At 54.5% G+C, this 15,207-nt stretch carries 14 protein-coding genes; 8 read left to right on the top strand and 6 right to left on the bottom strand.

Going from position 1 to position 15,207, the window contains the following annotated elements; all coding sequences use genetic code 11:
* Window positions 1–29 precede the first annotated feature (29 nt).
* The 6 genes from acuI (at window position 30) to accC (ending at window position 5,343) form a co-directional block, all read left to right on the top strand.
* Window positions 30–1,010, top strand: coding sequence for an acrylyl-CoA reductase (NADPH) (acuI, locus tag ACX9GU_RS02825; protein ID WP_473193786.1), 981 nt, complete (start codon window positions 30–32; stop codon window positions 1,008–1,010).
* Between the two features lie 135 nt (window positions 1,011–1,145).
* Window positions 1,146–2,147 carry a protein-methionine-sulfoxide reductase catalytic subunit MsrP gene (msrP, locus tag ACX9GU_RS02820; protein WP_473193785.1) on the top strand — a complete coding sequence of 334 codons (1,002 nt, stop codon included), beginning with the start codon at window positions 1,146–1,148 and terminating at the stop codon, window positions 2,145–2,147.
* Window positions 2,148–2,756, top strand: a complete 609-nt coding sequence (msrQ, locus tag ACX9GU_RS02815) for a protein-methionine-sulfoxide reductase heme-binding subunit MsrQ (RefSeq protein ID WP_473193784.1) — start codon at window positions 2,148–2,150, stop codon at window positions 2,754–2,756.
* Window positions 2,757–3,032: 276 nt separating this feature from the next.
* Window positions 3,033–3,485, top strand: coding sequence for a type II 3-dehydroquinate dehydratase (gene aroQ, locus ACX9GU_RS02810; protein WP_024483777.1), 453 nt, complete (start codon window positions 3,033–3,035; stop codon window positions 3,483–3,485).
* 32 nt (window positions 3,486–3,517) lie between these two features.
* Window positions 3,518–3,982, top strand: coding sequence for an acetyl-CoA carboxylase biotin carboxyl carrier protein (gene accB / locus ACX9GU_RS02805; RefSeq protein WP_473193783.1), 465 nt, complete (start codon window positions 3,518–3,520; stop codon window positions 3,980–3,982).
* Between the two features lie 11 nt (window positions 3,983–3,993).
* Window positions 3,994–5,343: an acetyl-CoA carboxylase biotin carboxylase subunit gene (gene accC, locus ACX9GU_RS02800; protein ID WP_021180772.1), complete on the top strand. Its 1,350-nt coding sequence runs from the start codon at window positions 3,994–3,996 to the stop codon at window positions 5,341–5,343.
* A gap of 568 nt (window positions 5,344–5,911) precedes the next feature.
* On the opposite strand, the gene gatZ is transcribed toward accC, so the two are convergent.
* The 6 genes from gatZ to ACX9GU_RS02770 form a co-directional block, all read right to left on the bottom strand.
* Window positions 5,912–7,237, bottom strand: coding sequence for a tagatose-bisphosphate aldolase subunit GatZ (gene gatZ / locus ACX9GU_RS02795; protein WP_473193782.1), 1,326 nt, complete (start codon window positions 7,235–7,237; stop codon window positions 5,912–5,914).
* An 86-nt stretch (window positions 7,238–7,323) separates the two neighbouring features.
* On the bottom strand, window positions 7,324–8,283 hold the full coding sequence (locus ACX9GU_RS02790; protein ID WP_179244389.1) for a tagatose kinase: 960 nt from the start codon (window positions 8,281–8,283) through the stop codon (window positions 7,324–7,326).
* 34 nt (window positions 8,284–8,317) lie between these two features.
* Window positions 8,318–9,307: an ABC transporter permease gene (locus tag ACX9GU_RS02785; RefSeq protein ID WP_024527973.1), complete on the bottom strand. Its 990-nt coding sequence runs from the start codon at window positions 9,305–9,307 to the stop codon at window positions 8,318–8,320.
* On the bottom strand, window positions 9,307–10,800 hold the full coding sequence (locus ACX9GU_RS02780; protein WP_473193781.1) for a sugar ABC transporter ATP-binding protein: 1,494 nt from the start codon (window positions 10,798–10,800) through the stop codon (window positions 9,307–9,309). Before ACX9GU_RS02780 ends, ACX9GU_RS02785 begins: the two co-directional genes overlap by 1 nt.
* A gap of 349 nt (window positions 10,801–11,149) precedes the next feature.
* Window positions 11,150–12,040, bottom strand: a complete 891-nt coding sequence (locus ACX9GU_RS02775; protein WP_024486314.1) for a substrate-binding domain-containing protein — start codon at window positions 12,038–12,040, stop codon at window positions 11,150–11,152.
* 68 nt (window positions 12,041–12,108) lie between these two features.
* A complete protein-coding gene (locus ACX9GU_RS02770; protein ID WP_473193780.1) occupies window positions 12,109–12,963 on the bottom strand; it encodes a tagatose bisphosphate family class II aldolase in 855 nt (284 codons plus the stop codon).
* Window positions 12,964–13,365: 402 nt separating this feature from the next.
* Between ACX9GU_RS02770 and ACX9GU_RS02765 the strand changes: the two genes are divergently transcribed.
* Both ACX9GU_RS02765 and ACX9GU_RS02760 read left to right on the top strand, forming a co-directional pair.
* Window positions 13,366–14,196, top strand: a complete 831-nt coding sequence (locus ACX9GU_RS02765) for a DeoR/GlpR family DNA-binding transcription regulator (protein ID WP_473193779.1) — start codon at window positions 13,366–13,368, stop codon at window positions 14,194–14,196.
* Window positions 14,197–14,206: 10 nt separating this feature from the next.
* The gene (locus ACX9GU_RS02760; protein WP_473193778.1) at window positions 14,207–15,166 is read left to right on the top strand and encodes a sugar kinase; all 960 of its coding nucleotides are present in this window, start codon (window positions 14,207–14,209) and stop codon (window positions 15,164–15,166) included.
* The last annotated feature ends 41 nt before the right edge of the window (window positions 15,167–15,207 follow it).

Below are 15,207 nucleotides of genomic sequence, written 5' to 3'. Positions count from 1 at the left end.
ATAATATATGAAAAAGCGGGGAGCGATGCATGCGCGTATTATTATTGGAACAAGATGGCGAAAAAACCCTGGCACAAGTCAAGAATATTGATAGTGAACAGTTGCCAGAAGGGGATGTGACGGTCGACGTCAACTGGTCCAGTCTCAACTATAAGGACGCCCTGGCGATCACCGGCACGGGGAAAATCATTCGTCACTTCCCAATGGTGCCTGGTATCGATTTTGCAGGCCTGGTACACAGCAGCAAAGATCCGCGTTTTAAACCAGGCCAGAGCGTAGTACTCACCGGCTGGGGCGTTGGCGAAAATCACTGGGGCGGGTTGGGCGAACAGGCCCGCGTTAGCGGCGAATGGCTGGTACCACTGCCAAAAGGGCTGTGTGAACGCAAAGCGATGATCCTCGGCACCGCCGGTTTTACCGCCATGCTGTGCGTGATGGCATTGGAAGAAGGCGGAGTGAAACCGGGGGACGGCGACGTTCTGGTCACCGGAGCCAGCGGCGGCGTGGGAAGTACGGCGGTCGCCCTACTGTCCGCACTCGGTTATAGCGTCACCGCCATCAGCGGACGCGACAGCAATACCGACTATCTGAAATCCCTCGGTGCCAAAACCGTGCTGCCCCGTAGCGAGTATATTGAAACACCGCGGCCGCTGGAGAAACAGCTGTGGGCCGGCGCCATCGACACCGTCGGCGACAAATTGCTGGCTCGCGTGCTGGCGCAGATGAATTACAACGGCACCGTTGCCGCCTGCGGCCTGGCGGGAGGCTACCAGTTGCCGACTACCGTGATGCCGTTTATCTTGCGTAACGTGCGTCTGCAAGGCGTTGATTCAGTGCTGACGCCGCTGCATCGTCGCCAAACCGCCTGGGAACGTCTGGCCGGTATTCTGCCAGAAAGCTTCTATGAACAAGCCACGCAGGAAATTCAGCTGGAAGACGTGCCTGCCGCTGCTGCCGCGCTGATGAACAATCAGATCACTGGCCGCACCCTGGTAAAAATCCGTTCATAATCTGTGGGGCGCCGCATCCGGCGCCCGCCTTTTCCCCACAAGAAATTACCTCTCGTTTACCTCTCTTTACATCCCCCCTCTCGCAGAAAGTTGGCTTTCACGCCATGCTTACACCATCACTTGCGGAGATAAAAAATGAAACAACAGCGAAAACTGACCGAAGCCGATGTCACGCCGGAAAGCGTGTTCTATCAGCGGCGCAAGGTGCTCCAGGCGCTAGGGATCACGGCAGCCTCGCTGGCTTTGCCCATCCAGGCACAGGCCGACTTGTTGTCCTGGTTCAAAGGAAACGATCGGCCCCCGGCTCCAGCAGGCAAACCGCTGGACTTCAGCAAGCCCGAAGCCTGGCAAGCCCAGTTGGAGCTAACGCCGGAAGAAAAAGTCATGGGGTACAATAATTTCTACGAATTTGGCCTGGATAAAGCCGATCCCGCGGCCAACGCAGGCTCCCTGAAAACGACGGACTGGAAGGTGAAAATCGACGGTGAAGTCGGCAAGCCCATCACGCTGGATATCGACGATTTACTCAAGCGATTCCCGCTGGAGCAACGCATTTATCGCATGCGCTGCGTCGAAGCCTGGTCGATGGTGGTGCCGTGGATCGGCTTTGAGTTGGGCAAACTGCTTAAGCTGGCCGAACCCAACAGCAACGCACGCTACGTCGCTTTCCAAACGCTGTACGATCCAGAGCAGATGCCCGGCCAGAAAGATCGCTTTATCGGCGGAGGCCTCAAGTATCCCTATGTCGAAGGTTTGCGCCTAGATGAAGCCATGCATCCACTGGCTCTGTTGACCGTGGGCGTGTATGGCAAGATGCTGCCACCGCAAAACGGTGCTCCGGTGCGCCTGATCACCCCATGGAAATACGGCTTCAAAGGCATCAAGTCTATCGTGCAGATCACCCTGACCCGCGAACAACCGCCAACCACCTGGAATCTGTCTGCCCCCAACGAATATGGTTTTTACGCCAACGTGAATCCCCATGTCGATCATCCACGCTGGTCGCAGGCCACCGAACGCTTTATCGGTTCCGGCGGCATTCTGGATGTGAAACGTCAGCCGACGCTGCTGTTCAACGGTTATGCCGAGCAGGTGGCTTCGCTATATCGCGGCCTCGATTTACGGGAGAACTTCTGAGTGCGCTTAACCCCCAAGCAGATCACCTGGCTAAAAGTTGCCATCTACCTGGCGGCATTCCTGCCCTTTCTGTGGCTGGTGTTGTCCGTCGATCAGGGCTGGTTCAGCGCCGATCCGGCCAAGGATATCCAGCATTTTACCGGCAGGATGACGCTGAAGTTGCTGCTGGCCACCCTGCTCGTCACTCCATTGGCCCGCTACGCGCGCCAGCCACTGCTGATCCGTTGCCGACGTCTGCTGGGCTTGTGGTGTTTTGCCTGGGGAACCCTGCATCTGGTAAGCTACTCGACGCTGGAACTGGGGCTGAGCAACATTGGCCTGCTGGGGCGCGAGTTGGTAACCCGCCCCTATCTGACGCTAGGTATCCTCTGCTGGTTGATTTTGCTGGCTCTGGCGGCCACCTCAACGCTATGGGCGCAGCGTAAATTGGGGGCCAACTGGCAGAAGCTGCACAACTTCGTCTATCTGGTGGCGATCCTGGCACCGATCCACTACCTTTGGTCGGTAAAAACGTTGTCACCGCAGCCTTTTATTTATGCATCGCTGGCGCTGCTGTTGTTAGCTCTGCGTTACAAGAAATTCCGCTCGTGGTGGCGTAAAGCGCGCTAAAACCGGCAAGATTGACGGTAAAAATCCCCTGACGGGGCGCGGAACTTTTCTGTGTTCTACCCCTCATAATCCAATAGCAGCACTTGGTGTTTGCTGATTTAGGGTTGAATATCTTCGCTGATAAGACCAGTATTTAGCTGCGAATTGCCACGATATCGTTATAATGCCCGACCTTGAACCTGTCGCTGCAGCAAAATCTGCGCGTAACAGGTGACAAATCGGTGACATCGGGTTATTTTCTACGATGATGGTTTTATTGCCGGAGATACCAGCACAATGGCGGATAAGTTTCACATTTTGCTTCTGAACGGCCCCAATCTCAATCTGCTGGGGACGCGTGAGCCGGAAAAGTACGGCAGCGCTACGCTGGCAGAGATTGTTAACGGATTGGAAAACCAGGCGCTCGCGCTAGATATCACCCTGAGTCATCTGCAGTCCAACGCCGAGCATGCGCTCATCGATCGCATTCATCAGGCGCGCGGCAATACGGATTTTATCCTGATTAACGCTGCCGCGTTCACGCACACCAGCGTGGCGTTGCGCGATGCACTGTTGGCAGTACAGATCCCGTTTATCGAGATCCACCTGTCCAACGTGTACGCTCGTGAGCCTTTCCGTCATCACTCCTACCTGTCTGATATCGCGGTAGGCGTGATCTGTGGCCTCGGCGCGGATGGCTACACATTTGCTTTACAGGCAGCGGTTCGCCGTTTGTCAAAAACCCACTAATTGCTACACAAAAAGAGTACGGAATCACACTCATGGATATTCGTAAAATCAAGAAACTGATCGAACTGGTTGAAGAATCAGGCATTTCTGAACTGGAAATCTCTGAAGGCGAAGAGTCGGTTCGCATCAGCCGTGCCGCACCGGTGCAGGCTTACCCAATGATGCAACAGTACGCAATGCCAGCCCAGCAGCAGCAACCTGCTCTGGCCAACGCCGTTGCCCCTGCTGGCGCAGAAACCCCAGCAGCACCAGCGGCCATGAGTGGCCATATCGTTCGTTCACCAATGGTAGGGACCTTCTACCGCACCCCAAGCCCGGACGCGAAAGCCTTCGTGGAAGTGGGCCAGAAAGTGAACGCCGGTGATACTCTGTGCATCGTTGAAGCCATGAAAATGATGAACCAGATTGAAGCGGACAAATCCGGTGTGGTTAAAGCGATCCTGGTAGAAAACGGCCAACCGGTTGAATTTGACGAGCCACTGGTCGTCATCGAATAACGAGGCGCACCATGCTAGATAAAATTGTTATCGCCAACCGTGGCGAGATCGCGTTACGTATCCTGCGCGCTTGTAAAGAACTGGGCATCAAAACCGTTGCCGTTCACTCAAGTGCCGACCGCGATCTGAAACACGTTCTGCTGGCGGATGAGACCGTTTGTATCGGCCCTGCACCGTCAGTTAAAAGCTATCTGAACATCCCGGCCATCATCTCCGCCGCCGAAATTACCGGCGCCGTGGCGATCCACCCGGGTTATGGCTTCTTGTCCGAGAACGCCGACTTTGCCGAGCAGGTAGAGCGTTCTGGCTTTATCTTTATCGGCCCACGCGCCGAAACCATTCGCCTGATGGGTGACAAGGTTTCTGCCATCAGCGCGATGAAAAAAGCCGGCGTACCTTGCGTACCAGGCTCCGACGGCCCGCTGACCGATGACATGGACAAAAACCGTGCCTTCGCCAAACGCATCGGTTATCCGGTGATCATCAAGGCTTCCGGCGGCGGCGGCGGTCGCGGCATGCGCGTTGTGCGCGGCGACAAAGATCTCGAGCAATCCATCTCCATGACCAAAGCGGAAGCCAAAGCGGCTTTCAACAACGACATGGTGTATATGGAGAAGTACCTGGAAAACCCACGCCACATCGAAATTCAGGTGTTGGCAGACGGCCAGGGCAACGCCATCTATCTGGCTGAACGTGACTGCTCCATGCAGCGTCGCCACCAGAAAGTGGTCGAAGAGGCACCAGCACCGGGGATCACCCCAGAGCTGCGCCGCTACATCGGCGAGCGCTGCTCAAAAGCCTGTGTAGAAATCGGCTACCGCGGTGCGGGTACCTTTGAGTTCCTGTATGAGAACGGCGAGTTCTATTTCATTGAAATGAACACCCGTATCCAGGTGGAACACCCGGTTACCGAAATGATCACCGGCGTGGATCTGATCAAAGAGCAGCTGCGTATCGCTGCCGGTCAACCGCTGTCGATCAAACAGGATGAAGTGAAGGTACAAGGCCATGCGGTGGAATGCCGTATCAACGCCGAAGACCCGAACACCTTCCTGCCAAGCCCAGGCAAGATCACCCGCTTCCACGCTCCTGGTGGTTTCGGCGTGCGTTGGGAATCTCATATTTACGCTGGCTATACCGTGCCGCCGTACTATGACTCCATGATTGGCAAGCTGATCACCTACGGTGAAAACCGTGACGTGGCAATTGCCCGCATGAAGAACGCCCTGGCTGAGCTGATCATCGATGGCATCAAAACCAACGTTGAACTGCAGCAGAAGATCATGACCGACGAAAACTTCCAGCATGGTGGCACCAACATCCACTATCTGGAGAAGAAGCTGGGTCTGCAGGAAACCTGATTATCGGTTAACGATATCGGGCTAATAAAAAACACCGCATGAGAACTTCTGCGGTGTTTTTTTATTTTATGACAGAGAGGGATTTGCCCCTCACCCTAGCCCTCTCCCAAAGGGCGAGGGGACCGATCGAGTTAGGCTGAAAGTGTAGTGATTCATCATTAGCAACTGCTGACTCACCTTGATTCCGAAACAGCACGGGCCAATCAAGAGCTCCAGACAGCTCCCTCTTCCTGTGGGAGATGGAACCGATCGAGTGAGTCTGAAAACTCAGTGACACACCTTGGCTGAGGGGGCGATAAAATTTGCTGAGATGACTCAATTACTACCAAATGTGCAGGGGCTTACAGCTCCCTCTCCCTGTGGGAGATGGAACCGATCGAGTGAGTCTGAAAACTCAGTGACACACCTGGCTGAGGGGGCGATAAAATTTGCTGTGATGACTCAATTACTACCAAATGTGCAGGGGCTTACAGCTCCATCTCCCTGTGGGAGATGGAACCGATCGAGTGAGTCTGAAAACTCAGTGACACACCTTGGCTGAGGGGGCGATAAAATTTGCTGAGATGACTCAACTACTACCAAATGTGCAGGGGCTTACAGCTCCCTCTCCCTGTGGGAGAGGGTTGGGGTGAGGGGTATCGCACCCATAGGCATACGCACGCAATACTTCCTGGATCTTGTCGATCATCAGGCTATGTGGGTCACCAGCACACTCGCCAGCCATCAGACGTGGGAATTGCAGCGGGAAATACTGGCTCAGCATACCCAACGGAATGGTTACCCCGCTCAGGTTTGCCACCAGCTTGTCGATGGCCGCGCTGATGCGCGCTTCAGGCCAGTAATAACGGATCCGATCGGACAGGCTGTAGTGCAGATCGATCATCGCCTTCGAATGGCGCGGATCGTAATACTTCTTCCAATACTTGGGCTCATCCTGCATCACGCTGTCGATCACCGCCAGCACGTGGCTCTGCTGTTCTGCGGCGATCAGCTCCTTCTCGATCAGCGCCAGGCTGAAGATCGCCTCACGCAGGGCAAAGGTCAACGCCGGGCCGACTTTCAGGATCGCAAAGTGATCGCGCACCAACTGGCGGAACGCTTTCGGGGTTTGATAATCCGTGGAGTGGGCCTCAAACACCAACGGCGTTGACTCAATCATGGCGGAAAGCTGACGCGCCTGCTCCGGCTGATAGTGGATCACCGTGGAATGGTCGAACTCGACTCCCGGCTGTACCACCAGCCCCACCACCCGTTCCATGGCCTGCTCCAAGCCTAAGCGAGCAAACGCCTGCCGATGTGTCTCGATGGTCTCGGCGGCATCCTGTGGCCGCGTGACGTGTACCTGAGCGATAGCGTGGCTTTCGCCACCCGGAACCGGCACTTCCGTACCTATCACGTAGCTCAGCGCCTGCCGCTGCTCAGGAGTGGCCGCAGCTTCCGCCACCGCACATAGCCGTGCCGCACGCTCAGCCACCACCGTTGGCGGCAAGGGAACCGGATCGTCCGCGCAGGACATGGAAGCATCCAGATGAATTTTACTGAACCCGGCCTGAACGTAATCGGCAATCAGGCGTTCGGCTTTCTCCATCGCCAGCCCAGCCGGTTCATCCTGCCAACAGTTCGGCCCAAGGTGGTCGCCCCCCAATATCAACCGTGACTGCGGGAAGCCAACCTTGGCGGCAATGGCATACACAAACTCGCGGAAATCCGCCGGTTTCATTCCGGTGTAGCCGCCAAATTGGTTCACCTGGTTGGAGGTGGCCTCAATCAATACCTTACGCTGGCTAGCCAGGTCAAAACGCAACGTGGCTTCGATCACCAACGGATGTGCCGAGCAAACCGAACAGATACCAATATGCTTGCCGCTTTTATGCTGCTTAATAATAGATTTCATACTTATGGCCTCATTTACCCGTCGCCTTTCAAGTCACAGGGTAAAGCAATGTCCTGAACTGAATATTCAGGACGTTGGAATGTTATTTACAGCGCGCCGACCGGCACGACCCGTTGCTGCTGCAAGAAAGCGTCGATTTCAGCGAAGGTAGAGGTTCCTTCCATTGGTCCACGCCGGGTCACCGCCAGCGCACCGCAGGCATTGGCATAGCGCAGCGCCTGGGAAACGCTGTGCCCCTGCAACCGGCAAGCAATGTAAGCGCCGCCAAAGCAGTCGCCTGCCCCGGTCGGATCAACCTCGTCTACGGCATAGCTGTCGATATGCAGGGTTTCATCCGCAGAATAATAGCTCGCCCCTTTACTACCGCGTTTCACCACCACTTCTTTAATGCCGTCCTTCAGGTAGCGAGCAATCGCCTCATCCAGCGTGGTTTGGGAGGACAGCAGCATGACTTCGCCTTCGCTCGGCATATAGATATCGGTCAGCTCCAGCACGTAATGCAGCGCATCACGCATCTCAGGGATATTGAGCATTTCCTTGCGGATATTCGGATCGAAAGACAAGGTGCCACCGTTCGCTTTGACGATCCCCGCCGCCTTCTTCACCGCGTCCACCATATGGAAGGAAAACAGCGATGAACCCATGATGTGGAAGTGCTGGCAGTCCTGCAGCAGTTCGGCGTTCACATGCTCGGCCGATAATTTCCCACAGGCTGCGTTCTTGATATTGAAAATAAAATCGCGATCGCCGTTGGAGTGGTAAGTGACGAAGGCGCTGCCGGTCGTCTCATGCGGCAACACACGGATGCCGCGCGTGTCCACTCCGTCAGCCTTTAGGCGTTCGATATTCAGCGTGCCGAAGCCGTCGTTACCCACGCAGCTGATAATGCCGCACTGCCCGCCCAGCTTGGTCACCTGGTCGATAAAAATCGCCGGGGCACCGCTGGGGAAAGGACCATTCCATAAGCCTGGATGGGTAAACGATTGGCCAACCTTATCGGCCATGATCTCAACCAGGATCTCGCCGATGGTATAAATTTTTCTCATTGTCCCGTTCCTTATACAAATCTGCCTGTGATCGTTAGCCACGTTTCTTCTTGTTTCTGACGTCGACATACACCGCGATAAGGATCACCAGCCCCTTCACCACCATTTGATAGAAATAAGGCACGTTCATTAAATTCATACCGTTATTGATAACCCCGATGGTCAGCGCACCAATCATGGTGCCGATCACCGTGCCGTAGCCGCCATTCAGGCTGGTGCCCCCCAACACGGCGGCGGCAATAGCATCCAGCTCATAGCTCAGCGCGGCGTTAGGCTGGCCGGAATACAGCCGTGAAGCCAGGATCATGCCGCTGATGCCCGCCATCACGGCGGTGATCATAAAGACCTTTATTTTCAGCGCGGAAACGTTAATCCCCGAATAGATCGCGGCCTCTTTATTGCCGCCGGTGATATAAATTTTGCGGCCAAAGGTAGTTTTCGACAGGATGAAGTGGTTGACGATCAGCAACACCAACAGGATCCAGATTGGGATCGGGATATAGAGGAACTCGCCGTTACCCAGCGCCAGAAACGCCTCGTTTTTGATCATGATCGGCGTGCCGTCGGTGACGATATAGGCGATGCCCCGGAAAATGCCCATCGTCGCGACGGTAACGATAAACGACGGGATACCGGCCAACGCAGTCAGGCTACCGTTAACCAGGCCCAGCACCAGCGCGGCCATAATCGACAGCGGGATCACCAGAATAAACGGGATGCCAAACGACAAGCCAAGCGCGGCAAAGGTCCCCACCAGGGCAATGGTTGACCCCACCGAAAGATCGATATCCCCCAGCAGCAGCACATACGTCATGCCATAGGCGGTAATGGCAATGATCGAGACCTGCAAAATAATATTGGTAATATTATTCACGCTCAGGAAGCTGTCGTTGATCACACTGAACAGGATCACCAAGGCCACCAGGCCCGCCAGTATGCCGCCGTACTGTTTGGCGGCTTTTGCCAGTTTCCCTGGCCCGTTGAACGCCGAATGGCCCTCGGCGGCCAGCACTTTATCGCTCATTATTTCACTCCTGTTGCTGCGGTCATGACCTGGGTTTGCGTGAGTCCATCGGTGGCAAAAACGTCGGCGATCTGCTTGGCACGCATCACCACCAGCCGATTGCTGAGCGCCATGACTTCCGGCAGTTCGGAAGAGATCAAGATAATGGCGGTGCCCTGCGCAGCAAGCTGGCGTATGACGTTATAAATCTCGAACTTGGCGCCAACATCCACGCCGCGCGTTGGCTCGTCGAGAATTAAGATGCGTGGCACCTTTTCCAACCATTTCGACAGCACGATCTTTTGCTGATTGCCCCCGCTCAGGGTGCTGACCAGTTGGTGTGGCGAGCTGACCTTGATGTTCATCCGCCGGATTGCCTGCTGCGTTTTCGCCTCTTCGTGCTTATGGTTGATCAGGCTGGAGCCCGCATATTGAAAGGCCACGTGATGGGTGTTCATGCTGACGTCATGCATCAGCACCAATCCCTCCTCCTTGCGGTTTTCCGTCACGAAGGCGATGCCATGCTCTATCGCCTGCTTTGGATTGCGAATAGTGACTACCGCCTCATCGATGCGAATTTCACCTTGATAGCCAGTCAGGCCAAAGATGGCCTTCATCACGTCTGAACGCCCCGATCCCACCAGCCCAAAAAAGCCCAGCACTTCACCTGCACGCAGAGAGAAATGGATATCGTGAAACAGTTTGTCCTGCGAAAATTGCCTGACTTCCAGCACCGGCACTTGCTCCGCAGAAGGAGGTTCGCCGATGCGTGGCGGGTAGATATTGGTCATTTCGCGGCCAACCATCTGGGCAATCAGCCGGTGAATATCGGTCTGGTGCTTATCGTGGGTGGCGATGAACTCGCCGTCGCGCAGCACCGAGATATCGTCAGAAACGCGCATGATCTCATCCATGCGGTGCGAGATATAAATCACCGCACAGCCGCGCTGTTTCAGCTTGTCGATAATGCCAAACAGGATGTCGGCCTCGTTATCGCTCAGGGACGACGTTGGTTCGTCCATGATCACGACATCGGCCGGGTAGCTCAGCGCCTTGGCAATCTCTACCAGTTGGCGCTGGGCCATCGACATGGTGCCGACAATTTGCTGCGGATCGAGCGGAATGGCCAAGTCCGCCAGCAGGCGTTGGCAATCATTCACCATCTGGCCATCGTTAATAAAACCAAAACGGGTTGGCTCATTATTGGCGTAGATATTCTCTGCTACGCTCATATTATTGCTCAGGCTCAGTTCCTGAAAAATAATCGCGATACCCAACTTTCTGGAATGCTGGGGGTTGTTAATAGTGACGTTTTGCCCTTTGAGAATTATTTCCCCTTTGGTCGGCGGATAAATTCCTGCCAGGATTTTCATCAGCGTAGATTTACCGGCACCATTTTCGCCCAGTAGCGTATGGACTTTACCTTGGCGTATTTTCAGGCTGACATTTTTTAATGCATGAACATGGCCGAAACTTTTGGCTATTTCCGTTACCGCCAGCACCGTATCCGTCATTATTTCCTCCACCCAAATAGCCCTCACCCTAACCCTCTCCCACAGGGAGAGGGGACCGATCGAGTTCACTGATTTCTCTGCGTAATACCCTGCCCTTCTTATTACGCCCTCACTTTCCGAAGTTGTATGGACTAACTACATACTCCGGACAACTCCCTCTCCCACAGGGAGAGGGGACCGATCGAGTTCGCTGATTTCTCCGCGTAATACCCGATCCTCTTGCTTCTTACTGCTCACTTCCCGAAGCAGCACGGACCAATCAAGCACTCCGGACAGCTCCCTCTCCCTGTGGGAGAGGGTTGGGGTGAGGGGTATGGTTAGCCACTGAAGCTTGGGTTAAAGAGCAGTGTTATTTACCGGTATAAACGCCAGGAGCAACTGGAATCAACTTGGCAACTGGCTTGCCGTTCAGATGGTCGACGGCGGCATCAATGGCCTTGGCTCCCATTTGGTCTGGGTATTGGCGGATAACTGCCACGAAGGTCTTGTCGCTGTCGACGGCGTCGCGAGCCTCTTTCATCCCGTCGAAACCGATGATCTTGATATTGTCGTTACGCGCGGATTTGGCGGCGATCACCGCAGCCAGCGCGGCATCATCACCAAAACCAAACAGGCCGTTCAGATCCGGGTGCGCCTGCATCATGTTCTGCGCCACGGTTAACGCTTCCGCCCGGGTGATGCCGGTTTGGATCGCCACAATCTTCACGTCTGGCGTATCTGCCAGCCCTTTCTTGAAGCCGTCCACGCGTGCCACCACCGATTGCAGCGCCGGATAATCGATAATCGCTACCTTGCCTTTGCCATTGAGCAGTTTGCCCATCAGCTTGCCCGCTTCGACGCCACCGGCGTAGTTGTCGGTAGCCACGTGAGTGACCACCGGCACGCCCTCGGCAGCCACATCAACGGTAATCACCGGAATACCGGCTTTCTCCGCTTTGATAATCGCCGCCTGCACGCCTTTGGAATCCACCGGAGAAATAATAATGGCGTCGACCTTCTTGGTAATAAAATCTTCAACATCGGAGAGTTGTTTATTCAGATCCTGATTGGCAATGGAAATATTCAGCACCACGTCGTCTTTCTTGGCTTCCGCTTTCATTGCGTCGGCCAGATCAATATAGAACGGATGCTGCTGCGTCAGCAGCGATGCGCCTATTTTATATTCCTTGGCTAACGTTGCCTGCGAGAATACTGCAAGTCCGATGGCCAGCACGGAGCCTAACACTTTTAATTTATGCATGATCTATCCTCAGTTTTTATTATTGCTGCTTGGTTTTTCTTACTGTTTTGTAGGGAACTTATTAATATTTACAGCTGACCTTCACAACCACATACGCCAATCACTTTTTCCACTACCTGCTGCATGGCACTTTTCGCTGGTTGCATATAATGGCGCGGGTCATTGGCGTCAGGATGCTGGTGGAAATACGCTTTCAGGGCATCCGAGAAAGCGATTTTAAGCTCGGTAGCCACGTTGACCTTGCAGATGCCTAAACTGATACAGCGGCGGATATCGCTATCGCTCAGGCCGGAAGCCCCGTGCAACACCAGCGGCACTTCAACGCGATCGCGTATCTGTTCCAGGCGGGCAAAATCCAGCTTGGGTTCGGACTGGTACAGGCCATGCGCGGTACCGATAGCCACCGCCAGCGAATCGATCCCGGTACGAGCAACAAACTCCACCGCCGCCTCTGGAGAGGTGTAGATAGCGTCTTTCCCTTCCACGATCAGGTCGTCTTCCTGGCCCCCCAGACGGCCTAACTCTGCCTCAACGCTAGCGTCGTAGCGGTGGCTGTACTCTACGATTTGTTTGACCAGCGCCACGTTTTCTTCAAAAGGAAAGTGAGAGCCGTCGATCATCACGGAACGGATCCCGGCGTTGATCTTATGGTAGATATCGGCGGGTTCTTCGTGATGATCCAAATGCAGCGCCAGCGGGATCTGATACTCGTGCGCCAGCGCCTTGACGATCATGATGATGTTTTCCAGCCCGCCGTAGCGGTAAGTGCCGGTCGTTCCCGCCAGGATCACCGGCGAACGATACTGTGCAGCGGTTTCGACCACCACCTGCAAGGTTTCCAGGTTGTGGATGTTGAATGCCGGCACCGCGTACCCTTGCTGCTGCGCTTTCTGCAGCATGTTTTTGCTTGAAATGATGTACATCGATTCTCCTCGATCCCGCACCTGATACCGCAGTCGGTAATTACAAAATGAAAATTTAGTTAGACAAACTTTCCAAGTGAAACCGAATATAGAGATAAAATGCGCAAAAAAGCGTGACAGGGATCGAAGATTATCAAATAACTTTCAAAACGTAACTTAACTAGATAGTAATTACGAAACATAAGGCATGCTCCGGTATTTGCGCGCTTAAGATCGCCATGTCACGGGTATACATCCACCCACGAATAGCATCTAAGAATATGAATAATATTAAAAATATATGCTTTCACGCTCATCCATCGCAGACTTTCAAAATAACGAAAGCCTGCGTGGGTATTACTTTCAATTAGAAAGTATGAAGGATATAGTAGCCCTTATTACCGTTTAACGATGGGGGCGAATGTGCCCAGAAAGTCATCTAACCTGCTGAAACGCAGATTGAAAATTGCTGAAATCGTCGGCCAGCAGGGGGAGATCAAGGTCGAAGATCTTTCTGCCCAGTTGGGGGTTTCCGGCGTGACGATCCGTGGCGATCTCAGCTACCTTGAACAACAAGGCTACCTCAAGCGATCCTTTGGCGGAGCCATTGCAACTCCAACACAGCCGTTGGCGGCGCCGATCGATCCAGGGCTCGCCCTGCCCCCGCTCACGCTGGCTAACCAGTTGGAAATCGCCCGCCACTGCGCCAGGATGATTGCCGATCGCGATACGCTCTTTCTCGGCCACGGCGACATCTGCCGCAAAATCATCCCGTTCCTGAGCGGCCTGAAAAAGCTGCGGCTGATCGTCAATGACCTACAGCATGCGATCCTGGCCGATCAGTTTTTGGACGGTGAAATTATCGTCGCAGGTGGGGAGTTGATCCGCTCACATACCGCGCTCAGCGGTAAAGCGCTGGATAGCGTGATCCAACAGTTCACCATCAACCATTGCATTCTCGAGGCCAGCATTACGGACAGCTCCGGCATCCTGAATATCGATCAGCCGCTGTTGGCGTCCCATTACCAGCGCTGTCTGGACAAGGCGCAGAATAAAACCGCCATCATTACCCATTTGCCCATTCAGGCCAGTGCGATCGGGACTATCGGCCACCTCAGCCAGGTGGATAATCTGGTGACCAACCGTGGCGTAAATGAACATTATCAGCAGCAATTATTCGAATCCGACTTCAGCATCCGCTACACCAATAACGAATGTTTTACCTGGGCCAACCGGGAAACGATCGGGGAATAAAGGGGCACTTATGTCAGTTAGCATCTGCACGATGGGTGAGTTACTGGTTGAATTCCTTTCAAAAAATTATAATCAGGGATTCACTCAGCCAGGCGAGTTTCTTGGGCCGTTCCCCAGCGGGGCACCGGCTATCTATGCCGCTCAGGTAGCGCGGCTTGGCTTTGGCTCCACGCTGTTTGGCTGCGTGGGCAACGACGATTTTGGCCGCCTGAATATCGAGCGCCTGCGTCTGGAAGGCGTGATCACCGACGGCATCAGCGTGATCGACAAGGCCCCGACCGGCACGGCATTCGTCAGCTATCGCAACCCGCTGGAACGCGATTTTATCTTCAATATCCCCAACAGCGCCTGCGGCTTCTTTACCGCCGATCATATCGATCCAGGCTTGCTGAACCAGTGCCAGCATTTCCACATTATGGGTTCTTCGCTGTTCTCATTCCGTATCATCGATGCCATGCGCCGGGCGATCCAGATCGTCAAGGCCAATAAGGGGACGGTGTCGTTCGATCCCAATATTCGCAAAGAGATGCTCAATATCCCGGAGATGAGCCAGGCCTTCGATTACATCCTCGAATATACCGATATCTTCCTGCCGAGCGAGGGAGAAGTGCACCACTTTGCCAGCAGCAAAAACCAGCAGGAAGCGGATATCTTGCAGGAACTGTTGGCCAGCGGCGTGAGCCATATCGTGATTAAGCGAGGCCAGAAAGGGGCCAGCCATTACCAGCAACAGAACGGCCAGACGCAGGAGCTACACACTCCAGGCTATAGCAGCAAGATGGTCGATCCGACCGGAGCGGGCGACTGCTTTGGCGCTACCTTTGTCAGCCTGTTCCTGTCCGGCTTCAGCGCAGAAAAAGCGTTGCAGTATGCCAATGCCAGCGGTGCCCTGGCGGTGTCCCATAAGGGGCCGATGGAAGGGTTATCCAGCCTGGCGCAGATCGAGCACTTTATTGCACAACAGGCGTAAATCCCACCAACCGGCCAGCCTTTGGCCGGTTTTTTTATCCC

It is taken from the genome of Serratia sp. K1WW1 (genome assembly GCF_055790865.1).
This window is presented reverse-complemented; position numbering and strand designations above follow the sequence as displayed.

Excerpts from the sequence above, each read along its gene's own strand:
- msrP (WP_473193785.1), top strand. The coding sequence starts at position 1,146 with ATGAAACAACAGCGAAAACTGACCGAAGCCGATGTCACGCCGGAAAGC.
- accC (WP_021180772.1), top strand. The coding sequence starts at position 3,994 with ATGCTAGATAAAATTGTTATCGCCAACCGTGGCGAGATCGCGTTACGT.
- accB (WP_473193783.1), top strand. The coding sequence starts at position 3,518 with ATGGATATTCGTAAAATCAAGAAACTGATCGAACTGGTTGAAGAATCA.
- gatZ (WP_473193782.1), bottom strand. The coding sequence starts at position 7,237 with ATGAAATCTATTATTAAGCAGCATAAAAGCGGCAAGCATATTGGTATC.
- ACX9GU_RS02790 (WP_179244389.1), bottom strand. The coding sequence starts at position 8,283 with ATGAGAAAAATTTATACCATCGGCGAGATCCTGGTTGAGATCATGGCC.
- ACX9GU_RS02760 (WP_473193778.1), top strand. The coding sequence starts at position 14,207 with ATGTCAGTTAGCATCTGCACGATGGGTGAGTTACTGGTTGAATTCCTT.
- ACX9GU_RS02785 (WP_024527973.1), bottom strand. The coding sequence starts at position 9,307 with ATGAGCGATAAAGTGCTGGCCGCCGAGGGCCATTCGGCGTTCAACGGG.
- ACX9GU_RS02770 (WP_473193780.1), bottom strand. The coding sequence starts at position 12,963 with ATGTACATCATTTCAAGCAAAAACATGCTGCAGAAAGCGCAGCAGCAA.
- ACX9GU_RS02775 (WP_024486314.1), bottom strand. The coding sequence starts at position 12,040 with ATGCATAAATTAAAAGTGTTAGGCTCCGTGCTGGCCATCGGACTTGCA.
- acuI (WP_473193786.1), top strand. The coding sequence starts at position 30 with ATGCGCGTATTATTATTGGAACAAGATGGCGAAAAAACCCTGGCACAA.
- aroQ (WP_024483777.1), top strand. The coding sequence starts at position 3,033 with ATGGCGGATAAGTTTCACATTTTGCTTCTGAACGGCCCCAATCTCAAT.
- ACX9GU_RS02780 (WP_473193781.1), bottom strand. The coding sequence starts at position 10,800 with ATGACGGATACGGTGCTGGCGGTAACGGAAATAGCCAAAAGTTTCGGC.